Raw genomic sequence first — 21,559 nt, forward strand, 5'->3', positions numbered from 1 at the left:
GTTGAAATTTTTACAATCGCCTGTGGGGTGCCCGTCGAGCCACCCTGCGGGCTGTCGACCGTCAGTCCAACCCATTACGCCGAGGTCACACTCAGAGCGTCGAAATCGACTTGAGCCGTTCCTGCCAATGGCCGATCTCAGACGTAAGTTGAGCAGGGTCGAGGCTGTTGCGGTACGTGATCAGCTCTGACTCCTGGCTGGGTGACATCACACCCGCTTCACTCAGACGATCCAAGGGTGTGGCCGGTTCGTCATAGATCCGTTTGCGCTGGCCTGAAGAGTCCTTGACCCAGGTGACCGGCTTCCGCGTCGGCGTGAAGAAGTTCAATCGATCATCGACAGCTCTCCACAGATGGTTGAGCGCGATCCGTGCTTCTTCCGAATCGTAACGATCAACAAGTCCGTATTCGTGGACCAGGTGTTGATACTTCGATGCCTCCGGCAAGCAGTCACGCCGATGGTCCTTGAAAACGGGACTGTAATGGATGTCCAGCACCCTCGCCCAGGAACCGACCGCCTCATGCACTTGAGGACCGGTGTGGGACTGAGCTTGCTCGCGCTTGTCGTCATTGCAGCAGCAACAGCCGTCGTGAAGCAGAAGCCACGGAAGTTGAATCCCAATGACGGACAGTAAGGACAGCCAAGGCAAGACTCTGCCCGAACAGATGATCCGAGCTATGACTTCATGGCGTTGCTGGTCCTCCTGCTTGCCGCAGTGCTGCTGGCCTTTGCCGCCGTCGGAAAATCCCGACAAGCGGTCTGATTACGATCCTCATGGCAGCCACCGTCGTCGGATCCACACTGCTGCAGTCACCTGGTCATGTCGATCCTCCGCCCTACACGGACGTCGGGGTATTCGATATCGTGCTCAGCTTCCTCACGGCAGGGTTGGCCCTCGGGCATGGAGTCCACCTGTTCATCATGGAACTGGCATTCCAGCGCCGAGGCGTCTGATCGTCACCCCATGAGAACACCACGTTCGTTCACTCAGTGAGCAGACCGTGCTTTGCAAGTGCCGGTATGACCTGCAGCCGCGTCAGTGGAGCAAACTGTCTAGAATCAGTGTCTGCAGGCAGAGGCGCATACGGGAACCACGCAGCCTCAGCGATCTCGGCCTGATGATTGATGCGATCCACGTTGAGTTCGGCGGGCAGCCCGTCATAGCGGAACACGTCCCCGATCACCTGGTGGTCTGCTTCGTTAGCTGCATCTGCAGCGAAGGTTCCCAATGGGGACAGACGATTGGTCTCGAGGCTGAGCCCGAGCTCTTCGCTGATCTCCCGGACGATCGTCTCTTCGGCGGTCTCCCCAGCTTCGGGCTTACCACCGGGAAGCATGAACGACGTCGTGCCCTCCTTGCGCACCATGAGCAAAAGCGGTTCAAACGGGTGCAGCAGGGCGAGTGCACTGACTCGAATATCGTTCATTTCAGCCTCTCATCGGCGTGGTCATTGCGCGCAGACGGTAAACTCGGTCCGTCATCACGGCAGTCGTCGGAAGGGTCAGTCGTGCCAGACTCCGGACGCACCTCGGCGATGGGATCCGAGGACGTGCGTGTCAACCATACCGACCGCCTCCATGAGCGCGTACATGGTGGTCGGCCCAACGAACCGAAACCCCTTCTTCTTCAACACCTTCGACAGTGCCGTCGACTCAGGCCCTGTTGTGGGCGCCTCACTCAGCGTGCGAGGTCGAGGCGTATCTTCGGGCTGGAAGCTCCAGATGAAGTCGACCAAACCGCCCTCGTCACGCAGGGCCAATGTTGCTCGGGCATTGCCGATACAGGCTTCGATCTTTCCTCGGTGCCGGATGATTCCCGGATCATCGAGCAGCGATTCGATCTCGGGCTCGCCGAACTCAGCGACCGCCTCGGCGTCGAACTGTTTGAAGACTTCACGAAAACGCTCGCGTTTCTTCAGGATCGTCAACCATGACAGACCCGCCTGGAAGCCTTCGAGGCTCAGGCGTTCGAACATCCCGGATTCGTCGCGAACAGGTATACCCCATTCGGTGTCGTAGTAGCTGAGAAGCAGTGGATCGCCATAGGCCCACGGGGTCCGCGCGATCCCGTCCTCACCCACCACCGCACCATCGCCATCGGGGCTTTCGCCTACTTTGGTCTCGGTCATCTGTGCTGCTCCCCTGCTCCGGTCGTCCACATGGTCACAGTACCTCGGCGGGCTGACATGGCATGACCGTGTCGATGTGTACCCTGATCTCATGAGGCCAGTTGATGAAGTGAAATCAGTCCTGATGATCGGGTTCGGGGCGATCGGTCGTCATGTTGCCGCGCTGCTGCACCCCGAGATCTCGAGTGGTCGGCTGAGACTCACCGCCTTAGTCCGGGACCTCGACAAACATGCTGGTCACCGGAATCTGGGGGCCGAGCTGGTCCAGGCTGAGGGACCGCAGGACCCGAACTGGGCCCAGCTCATGGCCGGGTCCGTCATCGATGTCGTAGTCGAATGCGCTGGGGTTTTAGCCGCCAAGAGCTACGGCCCCGCAGCCACAGCCGCTGGCATTCCACTTGTCCTCACCAGCGTCGGGGCTCTCGCCGATCGTCCGACCCGACGAGCGCTCCTTGACCGGCCCGGAGACCTCCACGTGACGAACGGGGCTATCGGCGGGCTTGACGTCCTCGAAGCTGCCGCTCAGGCACACGCCCTTGACTCTGTGTCCATCACGACTGCGAAGGCACCCGGTGGCCTCGTGCAACCGTGGATGGACGCCGAGGAGGTCCGTCGCCTGAATCAGCTGAGCGCTGCCGATGAACCACTGACGATTTTCACTGGGACCCCGGCCGAAGCCATCGTGAAGTTCCCCGCCAACGTCAACATCACGGTGGCGTTGGCATGGGCGACTCGGGGGCTCGGAGTCGACGCGGCAGCAGATGACGAACTCATGGAGACAGCTCTCGAACGCACTCGAGTCGAGATCCGGGCTGACCTGAGCCAAGAGGATTCCCACCATCACATCACGGCCGCAGGATCAGCGGGAGTCTTTGAGTTCTCAATCTCATCGACGCCAAGTCCTGAGAATCCTGCCACCAGCGGCCTCACTGCACTGTCAGTCACGCGAACTTTGCGGACATGTCTGGCAGGTCTCAAACGCAACTGAGTCCGGTGCCTGCCCTATGTGGGGCAAGCGCCGGACTCAGCAAATCGGATATCTGGCTCAGAGAACCCTTCGGCATGGACTGGCCTCAGCCGTGAGGTACCAGGCCTCAGACTTGAGGTGCCGGGCCTCAGTCTCCAGGTGCCGTCAGTCAGTCGTCGGGGTTGGCGATGTTCTCCTGCAGCTGCAGGAACTCAAGGTGACGACTGTACTTGTCGAGGACATCATCGATGAGCTGCTCCTTGGTGTAGCCCATGACGTCGTAGCCCTGCCCGGCACCGCCGTCGAGGTAAACCTCCATGCGGAAGTAGTCCTCCGTTCCACGCGGCACACGTCCGCCGAACGAAGGCACGTTCACCTTGTGCGGCCAGACCTGATAACGGAAGGGGAACTGTCCCTCCCCGTCGACTTCGAGTTGGATGAGCTCCCCGTCTTCGACGGATTGCCCCTCTGCGTCCACTCGACCGCAGTGTGCCGACACGCCTTTCTCAACCAACTCCGCCGCGACTTCGTTCAAAGTGGGCACCAGGACATCGGTTTCGAAGTCTCGCGCTTTACTGCCGCTGGGGAAGGACAGAACTCGCGCCAACTGACGCTGCCAGGTTTCGTGTCCGGTATCTGTGTGGGAGCGCCGCGCCAGCGACGCCGGCAGGCTCTGATCGATGCTGTCGACTCGATGTGCTTCGACGCGCAGTGCCTTGTAGAGCCCGATCATCACGAGAATAACGACAAAGGCGAACGGCAGCCCCATGATGATCGTGGCACTCTGCAACGCCCCAATCCCACCGACGATGAGCATGGCTACGGTCAATGCACCGGTGAGCGCTGCCCAGAAGATACGAAGACCTGGTCGACCATCGTCCTGGGGTGTCGGCAGACGAGAGGACAAGTTTGCCATCACCAGAGCCGCGGAGTCAGCTGTCGTCACGTAGAACAGCAGCGCGGTGAGTGTGGCCAAGGCTGCAATCACGAAGAATCCCGGATAGTTCGACAGCAGGTCGTAGAATCCACCTTCGGGGCTGAGCATTGTCGCTTCGCCGAATTTCTTGTCTCCGCTGCGAATGAGGTCGAGTGCGGAGTTTCCATAGATCGAGATCCACATGAAGATGTAGATGAACGGGATCGTCAGGGTCCCGAGCACGAACTGACGGATTGTGCGTCCACGAGAGATGCGGGCAAGGAAGAGACCGACAAATGAGGCGAAAGCGATCCACCACGCCCAGAAGAACAGGGTCCAGTCAGTCATCCATGTGCCGGTGTCTTCAAAGGCGAAGGTCTGACCAGCCATATTGGGGAAGAGCCTGACGAAGTCGGTCACATTGAGGACCATGGCGTTGAGGAGGAACTCCGTCTTGCCGACGATGAGAACCCACAGGCTCAATGCGATCGCAAGGAAGACGTTGAGCATCGACAGGAACTTGATCCCTTTGTCGACACCGGATACCGCGGACAATGTCGCCACGACGACTCCGATGACGACAATGCCGATCTGCGAGACCTCATTGACCGGCAGTCCGAAGACAGTGTTGAGACCAACATTGACCATGACTACGCCGATGCCCAAGGAGGTGGCGACGCCGAAGACCGTACCCACCAATGCGGCGAAGTCCACACCATCGCCGAGAGTTCCTTGCACCCGCTTTCCGAAGATAGGAGCAAGCGCTGACCGGATCGCCAGAGGCATATTCATCCGGTAGGCGAAATACGCCAGGGCCATGCCCATCAGTGCATACAGCCCCCAACCACTGATTCCGTAGTGGAACAGCGTCCACGCGGTAGCTTCGCGGGCCGCGTCCACTGTCTCTGGCTGCGTACTGGGCGGATCAAGATACATGGTGACCGGTTCAGCCACGGCAAAGAACATGAGGTCGGTGCTGATTCCGGCGGCGAAGAGCATGGAAGCCCAAGCAAGGAGACCGAATTCCGGCTTCGAATGTTCGGGACCAAGTTTCGTGTTCCCGTACTTCGAGGCGGCCAGGTAGATAACGAAAACCAGGACGGCGGCGACAAGTAGGACGTAGAACCATCCGAACCAGGTCGAGATCCACCCCACGACACTGCCGAGAACCTCTTGGGCATTAGTGGGCGCGAAGAATGCCCACATCGTAACGGCTAATGTCACGATTGCTGCAGATATGAATACTGGTTTGTTCAACTGCGGGAGGACCTTCTTCACTCCCTTCTCCGGCTTATCTGTGGTTTTGTCTATTGCGGCTGACATCTGCTCTCTCCTTCAACGGACAAATCTGCGCCCGACTCGAATTGACTGTTTCCCCGCACCCGGCCTCACCGGATGCAACCAACCAAGGAGGCTACCATAACGTAACCATCGTTAACTGCCCCGGGTGCCTGGCTCAGATCTGCCTCCTCGTCTCGGATCGATTCTCGTACCTGCACCTCACAATGAGACGAAGATCAACGCGGCGGCCATCACCACACCAGCACCAAGGAAAATCACCGAGGTATAGCCGAGGATGTCGCGCATTTTGAGTCCCGCAATGGCCAGGACAGGCAGGGCCCAGAACGGCTGCAGCATGTTCGTCCACTGATCTCCATAAGAGACTGCCATGATGGCAACTGAAGGATCGACTCCCAGCTGGTTGGCGGCATCGAGCATGATCGGACCCTGAACCGCGAACTGTCCGCCACCGGAGGGGACAAAGAAGTTGACCAGGCCTGCCGAAATCAGAGCGAGGACACCGAACGTCGTGGGATTCGCAATGGACACAAGCGCATCGGAGAAGACCGCGATCAGACCGGTGGTGCTCATCATCCCAAGGATTCCCGCATACAGAGGGAACTGGAGCAGGATCTCGCCGACATTGGAGGCGGCTTCCTTCGTCAAGTGGATGAGCTCGAAAGGGTTCTTCACCAGCAGGAAGATGAGTGCGAGGAAGGACCAGTTGACGATGTCGAGGGTCAGTCCCCCGCCCTGGGCGAAGTGGACGGCGAGGTAGATGACGAGTGCCAGACCGACGATGAGGGTCAGGACCCGTGATGCGTCGATGCGGTCGGCAGGTGTGACGATCTCTTCGTCGACGGTGCTTCTCGATTCGGAAGCGATCGACTCGGGCAGTTCGTAGACTGGGGCATCCTTCTTCGGTGCGACGAGGAAGAACAAGACGGCGCAGACGACGATGACTGCGAGGATGGCCAGCAGGTTCCAGGTTGAGAAGATGGTCTCACTGACAGGAATGATCTCTCCCCCGAGGGACTCAGCCAGGAAGGAATCGGGAGTGGCTGCCGTCAACGGTCCAGAACCGGAATATCCCATGTGCCAGACAATGAAACCAGAGTAACCGGCGGCGACAAGCAACGGGAAGTGCACCTTAAGGCCGCGGCTGCGTGCCTGCACTGCGATCTCACGTGCCAGAAGAGCACCGACGACGAGACCCAGGCCCCAAGTGATGAGGCTGGCAAGAGCGGCGACGACGAAGACGAAGACATAGGCGAATGCCGGGCTGCCTGGAACGCTGGCCAATCTGGTCAGCAGTTTCCGTACCGGGCCTGTGTTCGCAAGCATGTGTCCCAGCAGAAGAATGAGACACATCTGCGTCATGAACGCTAGCAGCCCGGCCAGCCCTTCGCCCCAGCCGGTGACGACCTCGGTGGGACTGGCATCGGTGAGAATGAATGCCAGAACGGCGACGATGAGTGTGAGAACAATGGCGAACGTCAGCGCTGACGGAATCCACTGTTCGAGGAAGCGGTTGACCGGACGCATGAGACCTTTTGATGCGGCGGCGTTTACCTGGGTCGACGGCTTCTGTGCCGACATGAGATCCTCCTGCTGAGAAATAGCTGTGTATGGGTTCAGCATACAATCAGGGCGCTGACCGCTACTGCGGACAGCGCCCTGAAGGCCAGCGACTGTTGACCAGTCAGTGTGTGTGGATCAGTTCTTCGTGAACACCATCTGCTTGTTGACGAACTCATCCATGGCCAGCGGTCCCAGTTCACGACCAACGCCGGAGCGCTTGACTCCACCGAAGGGCAGGTACTCACGAGTGCCTTCGGGGGCGTTGAGGAAGACCATGCCGGAGTCGATCTGGGACCCGACGCGCTCTGCCCGCTCCAGGTCGTTGGAGAACACAGCGGCACCGAGGCCGAAAGGGGTGTCATTGGCCATCTCGACGGCCTCTTCCTCGCTGCTCACCTTGTAGACGATGACGGCGGGGCCGAAGAGCTCTTCGTAGTAGCCGCGCATGCCCTTCTCCACATCGGCGAGGACGACTGGCTCGACGTAGGCGCCGCCACCGTCGTAGCGCTTGCCGCCGGCAAGCAGGGTGGCACCGTCCTTGACGGTGTCCTGGACCTGCTCGATGAAGCGGTCAGCGGCCGCCGTCGATGACAGCGGGGACAGGCGGGAACCTTCGGTATCGGGGGCCTCTGGTGTGAACTTCTTGGCCGCCTCGGTGATGGAGGTCAGGAACTCGTCGTAGACGTCGTCCATGACGATCATGCGCTTGGGCGAGTTGCAGGCCTGTCCGGTGTTGCCCATGCGGGTCTTGAAGAACGTGTTCGCGCTCTTCGACACATCGGCGGTGTCGAGGAGGATGTAGGGGTCGGAACCGCCGAGTTCGAGGACGACCTTCTTGAGGTTCTTGCCTGCTTCGGCGGCCACTGCCGCACCTGCACGCTCCGAACCGGTCAGGGACACACCGTGGTTGCGTGGGTCGGGCAGGATGATGTCTGCGACCTGCTCGTTGCTCGCGTAGATGTTGATGTAGGCACCCTCGGGAAGCCCGGCTTCGATGAAGATCTCTTCCATGATCTGAGCCGAGCGCGGGCACTGCGGGGCGTGCTTGAGCAGGATCGTGTTGCCCAGTGCCAGGTTGGGGGCTGCGAAGCGTGCGACCTGGTAGTAGGGGAAGTTCCAGGGCATGATGCCCAGGAGTGAGCCGACCGGCTTGCGGCGGATCATTGCGGTTCCATCTTCGGGTCCGCGCAGCGGCTCATCGGCCATGAATGCTTCGGCGTTGTCGGCGAAGTAGCGGTAGATGGCCGAGCTCAGTCCGACCTCGCCCTTGCCTTCGGGGACAGCCTTGCCCATCTCCAGCTGGATGACCTTCGCCAGCTCTTCGGCTCGCTCCGCGTAGATTTCGGAGACGCGAACGAGGATCGCTGCACGATCGGCGACGCTGGTCTGGCTCCATTCGGTGAATGTGGTGGCGGATCGGTCGAGTGCGGCCAGGATCTCCGAATCGGTGGCAGTGGCGAATTCTTCGGCCACTTCGCCGGTTGCCGGGTTGGTCACGCGATACATGGTGGACATGTCGAGCCTCATTTCTGCAGGGGTTGTTGACACCGATCCAACGGCGCGGAACCGAGCCTCCGGCACCGTTCGACGAGTGGATTCATCTCCCACGCTATGGCCCAATCACCTCGGCGGCAATTCCCTGTCCCACCCCTTGAACACAGCCTCGAATGTGATCGCTGTTACTGTGTTGCCATGAACAGTGTGACTGAACTCGTGAAGCGCTATTACTCCACCGTCGACGCTGGGGATGCCGGCGCCACCTCGGCGCTGTTCGCGGCCGAGGGCCACTACGATCGCCCCGGGTATCCGACCATGGTGGGCCAGCAGATCACCGATTTCTACCACGGTGAACGCGTCATCGAATCGGGTGCGCATTCCCTGACCGAGATCCTCGTCGACGGCGATCGCGCCTCCAGCCGCGGGGTCTTCACCGGCCGTCTCAAGGACGGCACCGAGACCTCCGTGGGCTTCGCCGACTTCTTCCTCTTCGACACCGAGGGCCTCATCGCCGAACGCACCACCTACTTCTACCAAGCCGCGGTCTGAGCGTCCGGAGTCTCAGTCAGGGTCCGGCTTCACTGCGGGGGGGGGGTGTGCCTGTCACGCTGCCTGCGCGCCTCGAGCACAGCCTGCTGGGCACGGTCCCGAGTCTGGGCACCCGCTCGGCTCGGCGTCTGACCGTAGGCCTGCTCCACCTGAGCATAGACATCGGCCATTCCCGCCTCGCTGAGATCGAGGGGAAGCTCGCCGATCTCAACGAACGAGGTCCCGATGTGGTCCATGAAACCGCGGATGCCTTTGTCTCCCCCGCCGAGGTGCATCGCCTCGAACTGGCCCACCGCGGACCATCGCAGGCCCAGGGAATTCTTCATCACCGAATCGAGGTCGGGTGCCGAGATGACGCCGTTTTCGACCAGTGAGATCGCTTCCTTCATCAATGCGTTCTGCAGGCGGTTGCCGACGAAGCCGCGGACTTCACGATTGAGCGCCACGGGTTCACGTCCGCAGCTGCGGTAGAACTCGAGGGCGCGCTCAACGGTGTCCGAACTCGTCGCCGGGGCCGGAACCACCTCTACCAGGGGCATCAGGTGAGGTGGGTTGAACGGGTGTCCGACGATGACGCGGGCCGCGACTTCCGGCGGCAGATGCCGTGCGATCAATGAAGCGGGGATGGTCGACGACGAGGTCGCGAAGATGGCATCCTTCGGGGCCGCCGCAGCGATCTGGGCGAACAGCTTCGGCTTGGCCTGCGGATCCTCGGGCCCTGACTCCTGCACGAAGGAGGCTCCGGCCACGGCGGTCTCGACGGACTCGGCGAGGCTGATGGTTCCAAGCTCGGAGGCGAGCATGTCGTGGGCGGCAGCATCGGCACTGACCTCGGCCTGCAGCTCGGTGACCACCTCGGCAAGGTCGGGTCTGGGGTCGAAGACCTGGACCGGGTAGCCCGATCGGGCGAACAGCCAAGCGAATGAACGGCCGATCGTCCCGGCCCCGATGACAGCAACGCAGAAGCTCATATTCTTAAGGCTATACCTGCCGATCGCTCCTCGATGCCGCACGCCGACACCAGCACTGATGCTCCAGATATCCACGTTCGGCCACGTCCAGACGCTCGGTTCGGTGGCACAATGTCACCATGACACCGCGAGAAGGATTGACCACAGTGGACTCGGAGATCATCGCCCTGGCCGAGGATGAGTACGCGGCCGCGGCCGAGTCAGCGCGGATCGAGGTGCGGGAGATCCACACCGCCGCCGAGGCCGCCGAAGCCGCCCTTCTGCTCGACGAGGTGTGGAGCGTCGACGAGACGGGCACCAATGTGCTCGAACCCGGACTCATCGTCGCCTTCGCCCACGCGGGCAACTACGTCTCGGCCGCCTACAGCCTCGACGAACCCGACGAGATGATCGGAGTGACGATCGGCTTCTTCGGACAGCCCCTGGGCACGGTCATGCACTCTCACATCGCCGGCGTGCGCCATCAGGTCATCGGTCGCGGAGCTGGGTCGGCGATGAAGCTGCACCAGCGCCTGTGGTGCCTCAACCTCGGCATCACGGAGATGACCTGGACCTTCGACCCGCTGGTGGCACGCAACGCCTACTTCAACTTCCAGCGCCTGGGCGTCGGAATGGTCGAATACCTCGAGGACTTCTACGGACAGATGCGCGACGGCGTCAACGCTGGTCAGGCCAGTGACCGTATGGTCGTCTCCTGGCCGCTCGACAAGCCGGCCCGGTCCACTCTCGCCGAGGCGGACGGCGCCTTCGAGTGCCTGCGCAGTGACGACAACGGTGAACCGCTGGTCGCCGAGGTGCCCAAGGAAGCCAGTCTGGTCTCCCTCGACTTTCCCTCCGACATCGAGGCGCTGCGCGGCCACGATGCCGATCTCGCCTCACGGTGGCGGACGGCACTGCGTGACTCGCTGACCGCACTGGTCGCCGACGGCTGGGTCCTCGACACCTGCCTCAAGGGCGGAACGTACCTGCTCCACCACCCCTGAAGCCGGCGGCATCACTTTCTGGCTTCGAATCAACCACCCGCAAGGTCGGCGGCTCCTGCTTGGCAGGCAGAACTCAACGCCGATCGGATTCTCTCCGAGCCGAGGGCCTCATCCCGTGGGCTGGGAACCGACACACTGATCGCGGCCACCATCGGACCTTCGGGTCCCCGCACCGGCATCCCCAGAGCGGAGACTCCACGTTCGGTGCGTTCCCGGTTGAGCGCCGAGCCCACCTTGCGAATGTGGTCGAGCTGGCGGCGAAAGCGAGCGAACGCCTCGGCGTCGAGGAATTCACCCGAGGTGCGGGCTGCGTTCGAGGTGTAGAGACCGGCAAGAACCTGCGGCGAGAGGTCGGCCAGCAGCACCTGCCCACCCGAGGTCAGGCGCGCAGGCAGGATCTCCCCTGCTCTGCTGCCGATCCGCAATCGATCGGAGCCCTCAGCACTGGCCAGGAAGCGCGTTGTGGTGCCGACGCGGACCAGGAGATTGCAGGTCTCTCCCGTCGTCTCTGACAGCGAGTCGAGATGCGGGCGCAGAATCTGCAGCAGACTGCGATGGGCCGATTGGGCCTCGACATTGGCCACGATCCCCGGCCCAGGGTGATAGATACGCGACTCGTCTTGGACGGCGAAGCCACGGTAGACGAGCATGCTCAGCAGTCGATGCGCGGTCGAGGGACTGACCTGCAGATCGGCTGCGGCATCGGTGATCGAGACGGCCCCTGTGTCTCGCAGCGTCTGCAGCAGACGCAGCGCGTTGTCGACCGAGCCGAGCAGATGAGCCGGCGCCTGGGCCACCACACGACGTTCCATTCCCTCATCGTAATGCCCCACCACGGCAGCTTTTCCACATAGCAGAATCTTTTTGCTCCTTGATGGTGACGGCGACCACAGTGGAAGCAGACACGTCACTGATCGATGACGATTCTGCAGACGACAGGAGCAGCATGCAGTTCTACCTCAATGGATTCCAGCCCGGCGACCCGGAGAAGGCTTCGCCGAGCACCCCGGCACAGTCACCTGAGCTCCCCGAGGAAGTCGATGTCCTCGTCGTCGGCTCGGGGCCGGCCGGAACCGTTCTCGCCGCACAGCTGGCCGAGTTCCCCGACATCACCACTCGCGTCATCGAACGCCGTGAGGGACCACTCGAGCTGGGTCATGCCGACGGGGTCGCCTGCCGGACGGTAGAGATGTTCGGCGCGTTCGGCCTGGCCGAACGCCTCGTGCGCGAAGCCTATTGGGTCAACGAGACGACCTTCTGGGGGCCGGCAGAGGCTGACCCGGCACAGATCACTCGCACCGGGCGCATGGACGACGTCGGCGATCCAGTCCGCGTCCGGCGGCAGCATTCTGCTCATCCCGCGCGAGGGCGGCTACATGGTCCGCCTCTACGTCGACCTCGGCGATCTCGATCCCAACGACTCCGGTGCCCGCAGTCGGTTCACCTCGGACATGATCATCGAAGCCGCGCAGCGGATCTTCCATCCCTACTCGCTCGAGGTCAAGGACATCGCCTGGTGGTCGGTCTACGAGGTGGGCCAGCGCATCGCTGACCGTTTCGAGGACGTCGCCGAGGCGGAGCGCGGCACCCGTTCACCGCATGTGTTCATCGCCGGCGATGCCTGCCACACCCATTCGGCGAAGGCCGGCCAGGGGATGAACGTATCCATGCAGGACGGGTTCAACCTGGGATGGAAGCTCGCCGCAGTGCTGCGGGGCCGCAGCCCGAGCACGCTCCTCGGCACCTACGCCCAGGAGCGTCAGGCCATTGCCCAGGAGGTCATCGACTTCGATCTCACCTGGTCAGAGGCTATGGCCGCGAAGCCAGCCGATCCGAATGATCCCGAGGCGGGTGGCATGAGCGCTGCCGAGCGGCAGGAGATCTTCACCGCGGGTGGACGGTTCACTGCCGGCTTCGCCACCGACTATCCGCCGAACCTGATCACCGGTGACGACGCCCACGAACACCTGGCCACTGGCTTCCCGATCGGCGAGCGCTTCCATTCGGCCCCCACCATCCGCCTCGCCGACGCCAAGCCCCTCGAAATCGGGCATCAGGCGCAGGCCGATGGTCGCTGGCGACTCTATGCCTTCGCCGACGACGCAGATCCGGCCTCGACGAATTCGGCGATCCGCCGACTCTGCGACTTCCTCGCTGAGTCACCCGAGTCCCCGGTTCGCCGCTACACGCCTGCCGGGGCAGACCCCGACGCGGTCTTCGACGTCCGCGCGATCTTCCAACAGGGCCATCGCGAATTGTCTGTCGATGCGATGCCGCAGTTCCTGCTGCCGCGCAAGGGACGCTTCGGCCTCATCGACTACGAGAAGATGTTCTGCGCGGACCTGCGGACAGGTCCGGACATCTTCGACGTCCGCGGCATCGACCGCAGTGCGGGTGCCCTGGTCATCGTCCGCCCGGATCAGTATGTTGCCCAGGTGCTGCCGCTCGATGCCCATGCCGAGCTCGTCGACTTCTTTTCCGGGATCATGGTGCCCTCGGCCTGACCCGATCAGCGGCAGCCGAGGGCAACCACTGACGACAGCCGCTCAGCGTTCGAGCAGGACAGAACCTGGCTAGAACCTGGGCCGAGGTCTCCCATATCCTTCATCTGTCGAGACAACGCTGGAGCGCCGGAGCCACCGTGCACACCAAGTGGTCTCGACGCTCCACCGTTGCCGCGGACGAACTGCTGGCCCGCAAAAGTGAGGCTGGACAGGACACCAACCTCCGTCGCCTGACAGCAGCGCTTCCACACGGGCAGTTACTCTCAAAAGCTGCGTCAGCCAAAGTGTCCAGTACTCCACCTTCAGCACTCAGGGCTCAGGGCTCAGGGCTCATCTCACAGCATCCAGCCGTGTCACCCATTCTCCAGTTATGTGCTTTGATGTAGTTTGATTGCGTTTGGATTCATATGATTGCATAATAGTCGCATGTTTCGGATCGTGACGAGAAGCGACCTCGCCGAACTCGATATGCCTCGCGCCGATCTCGCTGCGGCTCTGAAATGCTGCTTGCGCAGAGTACGCCGCGGCAAATACATCATTATGGCGGACTGCACCCACTCGCACTTTGAACTCATCCGGGCCCTGGCACACGAACCCGGAATCACGTTTCCGCAGTTCCACGGCGACATCAGGGACGAGGTCGAGGAGCTGCGGATTCGCATCGCATCACGGAGAGACTCGGTGCTACCGAGCGATGTCTTCTCACATATTTCCGCCGCACTGATCCATGGACTCGATCCTGTTGTCGCAGGGACGAAAAAGGTCGAGGTCTCAAGGAGCGCATACTCTCGCAGTTACCCGGACCTGACTCTCTATGACCGCACAATCGCCGGCGAAGATGTCGACCGCAGCCTCAGCTACCCCGTGACTAGTCTGCCCAGAACGCTTGCGGACATCGCGCATGACCATTCGCTCGAGGTATCGGTTCCGCTGATATCGGAGGCAATGCGGGAGGGCCGCGCAACCAGAGAGATGATCAAGCTCCACTTCGCCGCAGGATCACGGGGTCTCAAGCGCGCTCAATTGGCGCTGACCTTGTCCAATGCAGCCTACGAGTCCAATGCGGAGGCATTCTGCGCGGTCAAATTCCGTCGCCACGGTGTCACTGGAATGACGCCCCAGGTCAATACCTATTCGCCGACAGGCAACTTCATCGGCAGGAATGACTTTCGACACGAAACGGCGCAGGTCATCGTCGAAGTTCATGGGGTGGGCAAGTACTACATGCATCCGAATGGCCCCAATGCCGCCGCCCGTGAGAATCACCAACGCAATATGAACCTCGTCAATGCAGGATTCAAGGTGTTCAACCTGACGTTTGGCGACCTCTTCCGGCCAAACATCTTCGCCCAGATCAAGTGGGCCATCGACTCAGCGATCAATGACTCATAGGAGATCCCGGCGAGACAACGCTGGAGCGCCGTGGCCACTGTGCGTGCACAGCCGCCTCGGCGCTCCAGCGTTGTTTCGATCTCGCAGCCAGCTCGAGCCAGGCCGCGCGGGCTTAAGCCCAACTTCTGGACTTGATTCTTACTTCTCTTCCCAGTTCTTGCGCAGCAGCTTCTTGTCGAGCTTGCCCACCGAGGTGCGAGGCATCTCGTCCACGACATAGACCTCATCTGGCATCTGCCACTTGGCGAAGCGCTCACTGAGCGTTTCGACGATGGACTCGCGGGTCACCTCGGCGCCGTCATTGGCCACGACATAGGCCACGGGACGCTCGTCCCACTTCTCGTCGGGGACACCGATGACCGCGGCCTCCTTGACGTTGGGGCTGTCGAGGATCGCGTTCTCCATGTCGATCGAGGAGATCCATTCGCCGCCGGACTTGATGACGTCCTTCAGACGGTCGGTGATCTTGAGATAGCCGTGGGCATCGATGACGCCGACGTCACCCGAGCGCCACCAGCCGTCGAGGAAACGGTCGGCGTTGTCGGGCAGCTGGTAGTAGGACTCGGTGATCCAGGGACCGCGCATGACGATCTCGCCGACCGACTTGCCGTCGCGAGGCATCTCCTCACCGGTGGGGTCGACGATCTTGACCTCGACGCCGATGATCGGCAGGCCCTGGTAGCGCTTGAGGTCCCACTTCTCTTCGTCGCTGAGGTTCATGCCGGACTTGATGCGCCAGTTCGTCGTCGCCAGCGGTGTGGTCTCGGTGGCACCGTAGCCGTGGATCACCTCGGCGCCGGTGACCTCCTTGAAGCCGCGCATCATCGACAGCGGCGGCTCCGAAGAACCGGAGACCAGACGGACTCCGGTGAGGTCCGGCGGGGTCGGCATGCTCTTCATCATCGCCAGCATCGGGGTGAAGATCGCGGGCGCACCGTTGGCCAGCGTCACCTTCTCCTCGATGAAGGCCTGACTGATGGCGCCGAACTCCTCGGCGGCGAACTTGCCGGGCAGGACGAGTTTGGCGCCGGCTGCGACCGCGTTCTGCGGGAAGCCCCAGGACAGCACGTGGAACATCGGAGTGATGGGCATGACGCAGTCATCGAAGGTCGCCTGCAGTGCTGCCAGTCCGCCCATTGTGTGCAGGTAGATCGAGCGGTGGGAGTAGTAGACGCCTTTGGGCCGGCCTGTGGTTCCGGTCGTGTATCCGGCGTAGGCAGCGGTCTTCTCGTCAACGACGGGCCAGTCGTAGGTGTCGGGCTTGTCGGCGATGAGGTCTTCGTAGAAGACGACGTTGTTCAGGCTCGTCTCGATCTCGGATGCAGGCTTGTCGGTCATGACGACCCAGCCCTTGACGTCGAGTTTCGGGGCAAGTGCCTCGGCAACGTGGAGGAGGGACTCGTCGACGAAGATCCAGTCGGACTTCGAGTGGCTGACGACGTAGGCGAGGTCTTCAGGTGCCAGGCGCAGATTGAGCTGGAGCATGGTCGCGGCCACGCCGGGAACCGAGAAGTAGAGCTCGAGGTGACGACGGGAGTTCCAGTCGATGACGCCGACCATGGAGCCCGCGCCCACACCGAGTTCGTCGAGCCCGTGTGCCAACTGAGCCATCCGCTTGTACTCGTCGGCATAGTTCGATCGACCCCAGGAGCCATCGGACCGGCGGTAGACAACCTCTGATTCGCCGAAGACCGTCGCGGCATGGCGGATCAGACTTGTGGTGTTGAGCTGGTAGCTGTCACCGAGGGTGGATGGAATGCCTGTAAGCATGAGACTCCTTTGGTCATGATGGTCGTGCTGGGTGTATTCGTGCTGGGATGTGTTCGTGTTGCTGCATCAGAGGGGGCGTGTAGGTATCCGGACTATTTTCATCGTCAGACTATCCCGGCAAGTGATGCCGCTCACAACTTTTGCCGCAACGTTACCAATTAGAAACATGTGGGCGCCGAGGTGAGGGTAGGCCGTGCGCTCACCGGCCATCGGTTATTCGCCGGTGAAGTTCGGGCCGCGCTTTTCCATGAACGCTGCAACGCCTTCGGCGAAGTCCTTGCTGGCTCGCAAGTCCGTCTGCCCCTTGAGTTCCCGATCGAATGCATCGTCGAGCTCGGTCAGCGTCGCGGTATTGATGGCTTCCTTCGAAGCAGCGAAGGCCAGAGGTGCACCCTGCGCCCATTGCGCCGCAATCTCCTGCGCCCGGTTCAGGTGCTCGCCCGCCGGCGTGACCAGGCTCGCCAGGCCCCAATCCGCAGCCTCCTTCGCCCAGACCTTCTGTGCCGTCAGCGCCATCTTCATGGCTCGATGCCGCCCCGCCGAGGCTGCGACGAGTGCCGTTGCTCCGCCGTCGGGCATGAGGCCGATCTTGGTGAAGGCCAGCATCAGGTAGGACTCTTCGCTCATCACGGTGTAGTCACAGGCCAGAGCCAGAGAGCAGCCGATGCCGGCGGCCGGCCCGGAGACCGCGGCGATGGTCGGAATCGGCAGGTCGATGATCGACCGGATGATCTCATTGGCCCGGTCAAGGCCGAGGCCCCCGTTCTGCACCGAGCCCTGCAGATCGGCTCCCGAGCTGAAGGAGCGATCATTGCCGGTGAGAATGAGCGCACGGGCCGTGGAAGCCGCCTCGGCGACGGATTCCCCGACCGCTTCGATGGCCTCCCTGGTCAGCGCGTTGAGGCTTTCGGGGCGATTGATCGTGATGGTCACGACCCCGTCTTGCAGATCGGTGAGAACACTCGAGGTCAAAGCGACTCCTCATAGTTGGCGCTGGGTGACTGATGTTTCACCCCAACCTTAACGCACGATAAGTTGATCTGGGTCACACGTCTCACCGGGCGCACGCAGCCGCTGAAGCGCCTCGTTCAACCCAGCCGTCTCACACTCAGGCCAACCGTCTCCCGCTCAGATCAGGGCGGCCGCCAGCTGCGTCCCGGTCAGGGTGCGGTCAGCGAAGACCAGGCGCATGGCCTGCGGATCGGGGTTGCCGGCATCTGGAACGCGATACTGCAGGCTCAGGCCGACTTTCTCGGCCACCTTTCGGGAGGCCTCATTGTGTTCGAGCAGGTAGGCGATGACCGGCAGTTCGGGCTTGACCTCTTGGGCTCGAGCGATGGCCAGACGAGAGATCTCGCTGGCATAGCCGCGACCCTGGACCTCGGGACGGAAGCGGTAGCCCAAGTTCCAATAGGCCTCAATCCGATCCGGGTTCCATTCATCGACCAAGGGCATGCGCCTGACACCGCAGCCGCACATTCCCAGCACCGGGCCGCCCTCGGATTCGCGGACGATCCATGATCCGAGCCCGTCGATCTCCCAATCAGCGATGCGCGTCAGCAGGTAGGCCTCGGCCTCTTCCCGCTTGATCATCCTGCCGCTGGGAAAGTGCGTCCACACGCGGGGGTCGCCGTAGATCTCGAAGATCTCATCCAGGTCCTCAAGACCCGGACGGTCAAGCACGAACGGCTCAGCCATCAGGCGCTGTGAGCGGCCTTGATAGCCGCGTCGAGATCGGCCCACAGATCCTCGGCATGCTCGATGCCCACGCTCAGACGCAGCAGCCCGTCGGGAACCGACTCCGGTTCCGAGGTATTGCGCCGACGACGTTCGATGAGGGACTCCACCCCACCCAGGGACGTGGCCGGAGTCCACACCCGGACCGCCTCGGCGACGGCTGTGGCCTGTTCCGCGGTCTCCGTGCAGAAGGCGACGACCGCACCGAATCCCGAGAGCTGGGCTGCCGCACGCTTGTGGCCGGGGTCGGTGGGCAGCCCCGGGTAGCGGGTCTCGACGACGTTGGAGTGCGTGCTCAGGCGTTCGGCGATCAGCGCGGCATTGGCCTGGGCTCGTTCCATGCGCACCGACAGTGTCCGCAGGCCGCGCAGCGCCAACCAGACTTCGAAGGGTCCGGCGATCGCTCCTCGCAGTGAGCGTTCGCTGTGCAGCCGCTTGTGCAGATCTTCCCTGCTGGTCAGGGCAGCACCGAGTACGACGTCCGAGTGACCGGCGAGGTATTTGGTGACGGAGTGGACGACGACGTCGGCGCCCAGATCCAGTGGCGTCTGCAGGAGTGGGGTTGCGAAGGTGTTGTCGACGACGGTGAGGATGCCGCGTTCGCGTGCGGCGGAGATGAGCGCGGGGGTGTCCGCGACTTCGAGCATCGGGTTCGTCGGAGATTCGATCCACAGCACCGCCGAGGCGGCTGCCACGTCATCGAGTGCGCTGACGACGGCTTCTGTGTCGGCGATGTCGACGGTGGTGAGGGTGAATCCATTGCGCTCGGCGACCTCAGCCGCGGATTCCAGGGACCCCTGGTAGCAGTGCCGGGGCATGATCAGTGTGCCCTCGCGAGGGACCAGGCTGAGTGCCGCGGCGATCGCGGCCAGCCCCGAACCGAAGACCAGTCCAGGCAGTTCGGCATGTTCGAGTTCAGCCAGCGCCTCTTCGAACGGAGTCCATGCCGGAGTCGAGAACCGACCGTAGACATAGTCGGAATGATCGATCTCGCCGCTGCCGACGAAAGTCGAGGACAGTTCGATGGGAGGGTTGACCGAGGACCCGTTCGAGCGTTGCGGACGACCCGCTTCGACGACGACGGTCTCTGGCGCGTGGGAGGAATCTCGTGTGGTCATTTGCCCAATATATGTCGTGCGCAGGCGGCGGTGCATCGATGACTCAGTCGTGCACGTTGACCATGTGCTCCAACAATGCTGTGGCTCCGACTGAAAGCCGACGCCCGGGCGACCACACCGCGTGCAGTTCGCGGTCGAGGGCGACTCCGGACTCGACAGGCAGCGGCACCAGTCGGCGAGCGCTGAAGTCATCGCGCAGGGCCAGCTCCGAGAGCACGACCGGCGCGAGTCCAGTGGCCGCGGCGATCTTCAGCGCCGAGTTCGACCCGTACTCCCCCGCCACGCGCGCCCCGCCGAACTGTGCCAACGCAGCATCGAGGACCTCCCGCGTTCCCGAACCGACCTCTCTGACCAGAAGCGGCACCGTCGCCAACTCCTCGGCGCTGATCGGGTGGGTCCAAGCCTCGGCGAAGGTAGGTGCGGAGGCGATCATGAGGCGGTCATGACCGACCACCTCGGCGGGAAAGCCCTCCGGCAGGGACACGGATTCGATGAGCCCGAGGTCGCAGCGCTGCTCGCGCACGGCCGCGATGACTGCCGAGGAGTTCTCGACGGCCAGGCCCACATCGATGTCGGGATGCGTCGAGGTGAACGTCGTCAGATAACGCGGCAGCAGGTATTCGGCCACGGTCAGGGAGGCGGACACGCGCACGGTGCCGGCCCGGGCATCCTGGATGGCGCGGGTGCCCGCATTGAGATCGGCATAGGCGTCGATGACCTTCGAAGCCCATTGCGCAACCGCGTGGCCTTCGGCCGTGAGCTGAGTCCCTCGAGGCGAGCGCCGCAGCAGCGGCACCTTGAGATCCCGCTCGAGGTTGCGCAGACTGCGCGAGGCATTCGGCTGGGCAAGTCCCATCGCCTCGGCGGCCTGCCCGATGGATTGAGCGCTCGCGCTCAGCGTCACCAGCAGCCCGAGAGCCGGCAACTCGGGCCAATCCTGCATCCTGCTGAGCTCCTGCATGGCCCGATTATGCCATATCATCCCGATATGGGTTGTTCGACTTTTAGCGGCTACCGCTTCCCGCGCCTGCTTGACAGACTGATTCCATGAAGCACATTGTCCGTCTCCTCCCCGGCCTGGGGGTTGCCGCAGCCGCCACCGCGATCGCGTGGCCCATCTCCCTGCTGGCACCCGTCCTCTCCCCACTCCTCATCGCCATCGTCCTGGGGATCGTCGTGGGCAACGTCTTCCCCGAGCTGCCGCCGACCTTCCGACCCGGCCTCGACTTCGCAGCCAAGCCTCTCCTGCGTCTGGGCATCGTGGCCCTCGGCGCGCAGGTGGTTCTCGGTGACATCCTCGAACTCGGTTGGCTGGTTCTCGTCCTCGCCGCCGTGGTCGTCGGCGTCGGCATCGTCTCCGGACTGCTCCTGGCACGTCCGTTCCGTGTCGAGTCGAATCTGGCGCTGCTCATCGGGTGCGGGTTCGGCATCTGCGGTGCCGCCGCTGTCGCCGGGGTCGAATCGACGCTGAAGGCGAAGAAGGAGGACGTGGCAGCGGCGATCGGCCTTGTGGTCCTCTTCGGCACGCTGATGATCGCCGTGATCCCGTCGCTGAGCATCGCCTTCGGGCTGGCCCCGGACACCGCCGGAATGTGGGGTGGGGCCTCGACGCACGAGGTCGCCCAGGTCGTCGCGATCGGCGGCATCATCGGCCCCGCCGCCCTGCAGGTCGCCGTCCTCGTCAAGCTCTCCCGCGTCATCATGCTCGCCCCGACCGTCGCCGTCCTCAGCATGGTGATGCGTCGCCGGGAGAGCCGGGCCCAGGCCTCGGTGACGTCTCCCGCCGAGGTGGCCCCGCAGTCCTCGTCAACGGCTGAGTCAGCGTCGACTGCCCAGTCTTCCTCCGGGGAGTCAGTTTCGGGTGGGAAGCCACCGGCGCCAGCGACGAAACGTCCGCCCATCGTGCCGCTCTTCGTCGTGGGGTTCCTTCTCATGGCGGGCCTGCGCACCTTCGGCCTGTTGCCCGAGTTCGCAGTCTCCGGTCTGGGCTGGCTGCAGACCGTGTGCCTGGCCATGGCCATGTTCGCCCTGGGACGCGGCGTCCAATGGCGTTCGCTGCGCAACCTCGGCGCCGGTCCCATCGGGCTGGCCGCGACGACGACTCTCATCGTTGCCGTGATCGGACTTGGCGGAGCCCTTCTGCTGACCTGAGCGAGCACTGACC

General features: G+C 62.7%; 19 protein-coding genes and 1 pseudogene. 7 read left to right on the forward strand and 13 right to left on the reverse strand.

Features of this window, described 5'->3' with window-relative positions; translation table 11 throughout:
• Positions 1-91: 91 nt before the first annotated feature.
• On the reverse strand, positions 92-754 hold the full coding sequence (locus BAUR9175_RS19125) for a hypothetical protein (RefSeq protein WP_141322625.1): 663 nt from the start codon (positions 752-754) through the stop codon (positions 92-94).
• 20 nt (positions 755-774) lie between these two features.
• Between BAUR9175_RS19125 and BAUR9175_RS02870 the strand changes: the two genes are divergently transcribed.
• Positions 775-954 (forward strand): hypothetical protein, encoded by a 180-nt coding sequence (locus BAUR9175_RS02870; protein WP_101582922.1) that lies wholly within the window; start codon positions 775-777, stop codon positions 952-954.
• A 29-nt stretch (positions 955-983) separates the two neighbouring features.
• Here BAUR9175_RS02870 and BAUR9175_RS02875 read toward each other — a convergent pair whose 3' ends face one another.
• Both BAUR9175_RS02875 and BAUR9175_RS02880 read right to left on the reverse strand, forming a co-directional pair.
• Positions 984-1,427, reverse strand: coding sequence for an NUDIX hydrolase (locus BAUR9175_RS02875; RefSeq protein WP_096146370.1), 444 nt, complete (start codon positions 1,425-1,427; stop codon positions 984-986).
• A 75-nt stretch (positions 1,428-1,502) separates the two neighbouring features.
• Positions 1,503-2,129: a DNA-3-methyladenine glycosylase I gene (locus BAUR9175_RS02880; RefSeq protein WP_101582924.1), complete on the reverse strand. Its 627-nt coding sequence runs from the start codon at positions 2,127-2,129 to the stop codon at positions 1,503-1,505.
• 91 nt (positions 2,130-2,220) lie between these two features.
• Between BAUR9175_RS02880 and BAUR9175_RS02885 the strand changes: the two genes are divergently transcribed.
• On the forward strand, positions 2,221-3,117 hold the full coding sequence (locus BAUR9175_RS02885) for an aspartate dehydrogenase domain-containing protein (RefSeq protein ID WP_180959198.1): 897 nt from the start codon (positions 2,221-2,223) through the stop codon (positions 3,115-3,117).
• A 148-nt stretch (positions 3,118-3,265) separates the two neighbouring features.
• Here the strand turns inward: BAUR9175_RS02885 and betT are convergent, their stop codons facing one another.
• From betT to BAUR9175_RS02900, 3 genes are all read right to left on the reverse strand, one after another.
• The gene (gene betT / locus BAUR9175_RS02890) at positions 3,266-5,335 is read right to left on the reverse strand and encodes a choline BCCT transporter BetT (protein WP_096146369.1); all 2,070 of its coding nucleotides are present in this window, start codon (positions 5,333-5,335) and stop codon (positions 3,266-3,268) included.
• A 177-nt stretch (positions 5,336-5,512) separates the two neighbouring features.
• Positions 5,513-6,892, reverse strand: a complete 1,380-nt coding sequence (locus BAUR9175_RS02895) for a short-chain fatty acid transporter (RefSeq protein WP_096146368.1) — start codon at positions 6,890-6,892, stop codon at positions 5,513-5,515.
• A 117-nt stretch (positions 6,893-7,009) separates the two neighbouring features.
• Positions 7,010-8,389, reverse strand: a complete 1,380-nt coding sequence (locus BAUR9175_RS02900; RefSeq protein WP_096167673.1) for an NAD-dependent succinate-semialdehyde dehydrogenase — start codon at positions 8,387-8,389, stop codon at positions 7,010-7,012.
• A gap of 177 nt (positions 8,390-8,566) precedes the next feature.
• On the opposite strand from BAUR9175_RS02900, the gene BAUR9175_RS02905 reads away from it, so the two are divergent.
• Positions 8,567-8,920, forward strand: a complete 354-nt coding sequence (locus tag BAUR9175_RS02905; RefSeq protein WP_009881940.1) for a nuclear transport factor 2 family protein — start codon at positions 8,567-8,569, stop codon at positions 8,918-8,920.
• 29 nt (positions 8,921-8,949) lie between these two features.
• Here the strand turns inward: BAUR9175_RS02905 and BAUR9175_RS02910 are convergent, their stop codons facing one another.
• Entirely contained in the window at positions 8,950-9,891 is a 942-nt protein-coding gene (locus tag BAUR9175_RS02910; protein ID WP_101582928.1) for a 3-hydroxyacyl-CoA dehydrogenase NAD-binding domain-containing protein, read from the reverse strand.
• Between the two features lie 119 nt (positions 9,892-10,010).
• Here BAUR9175_RS02910 and BAUR9175_RS02915 point away from each other — a divergent pair, with 119 nt between their 5' ends.
• Complete coding sequence (locus BAUR9175_RS02915; RefSeq protein WP_101582929.1) at positions 10,011-10,874, forward strand: hypothetical protein; 864 nt, start codon at positions 10,011-10,013, stop codon at positions 10,872-10,874.
• Positions 10,875-10,903: 29 nt separating this feature from the next.
• On the opposite strand, the gene BAUR9175_RS02920 is transcribed toward BAUR9175_RS02915, so the two are convergent.
• Positions 10,904-11,686, reverse strand: a complete 783-nt coding sequence (locus tag BAUR9175_RS02920; protein WP_009881937.1) for an IclR family transcriptional regulator — start codon at positions 11,684-11,686, stop codon at positions 10,904-10,906.
• A 134-nt stretch (positions 11,687-11,820) separates the two neighbouring features.
• Between BAUR9175_RS02920 and BAUR9175_RS02925 the strand changes: the two are divergent.
• Positions 11,821-13,378, forward strand: a pseudogene (locus BAUR9175_RS02925) (FAD-dependent monooxygenase).
• Between the two features lie 426 nt (positions 13,379-13,804).
• The gene (locus BAUR9175_RS02930) at positions 13,805-14,770 is read left to right on the forward strand and encodes a hypothetical protein (protein WP_009881936.1); all 966 of its coding nucleotides are present in this window, start codon (positions 13,805-13,807) and stop codon (positions 14,768-14,770) included.
• 138 nt (positions 14,771-14,908) lie between these two features.
• Here the strand turns inward: BAUR9175_RS02930 and BAUR9175_RS02935 are convergent, their stop codons facing one another.
• The 5 genes from BAUR9175_RS02935 to BAUR9175_RS02955 all read right to left on the reverse strand — a co-directional run bounded on the left by BAUR9175_RS02935 (position 14,909) and on the right by BAUR9175_RS02955 (position 20,356).
• Positions 14,909-16,540 carry a long-chain-fatty-acid--CoA ligase gene (locus tag BAUR9175_RS02935; protein ID WP_101582934.1) on the reverse strand — a complete coding sequence of 544 codons (1,632 nt, stop codon included), beginning with the start codon at positions 16,538-16,540 and terminating at the stop codon, positions 14,909-14,911.
• Between the two features lie 213 nt (positions 16,541-16,753).
• Positions 16,754-17,512 carry an enoyl-CoA hydratase gene (locus BAUR9175_RS02940; RefSeq protein WP_096157523.1) on the reverse strand — a complete coding sequence of 253 codons (759 nt, stop codon included), beginning with the start codon at positions 17,510-17,512 and terminating at the stop codon, positions 16,754-16,756.
• Positions 17,513-17,668: 156 nt separating this feature from the next.
• Positions 17,669-18,238: a GNAT family N-acetyltransferase gene (locus BAUR9175_RS02945; protein WP_101582935.1), complete on the reverse strand. Its 570-nt coding sequence runs from the start codon at positions 18,236-18,238 to the stop codon at positions 17,669-17,671.
• Entirely contained in the window at positions 18,238-19,395 is a 1,158-nt protein-coding gene (locus BAUR9175_RS02950; protein WP_101582937.1) for a trans-sulfuration enzyme family protein, read from the reverse strand. The genes BAUR9175_RS02945 and BAUR9175_RS02950 overlap by 1 nt, the downstream gene beginning before the upstream one ends.
• 43 nt (positions 19,396-19,438) lie before the next feature.
• On the reverse strand, positions 19,439-20,356 hold the full coding sequence (locus tag BAUR9175_RS02955) for a LysR family transcriptional regulator (protein WP_101582939.1): 918 nt from the start codon (positions 20,354-20,356) through the stop codon (positions 19,439-19,441).
• Positions 20,357-20,442: 86 nt separating this feature from the next.
• On the opposite strand from BAUR9175_RS02955, the gene BAUR9175_RS02960 reads away from it, so the two are divergent.
• A complete protein-coding gene (locus BAUR9175_RS02960) occupies positions 20,443-21,546 on the forward strand; it encodes a YeiH family protein (RefSeq protein ID WP_101582941.1) in 1,104 nt (367 codons plus the stop codon).
• Positions 21,547-21,559 lie beyond the last annotated feature (13 nt).

The sequence above is a fragment of the Brevibacterium aurantiacum genome, assembly GCF_900169065.1.
Classification (GTDB): domain Bacteria; phylum Actinomycetota; class Actinomycetes; order Actinomycetales; family Brevibacteriaceae; genus Brevibacterium; species Brevibacterium aurantiacum.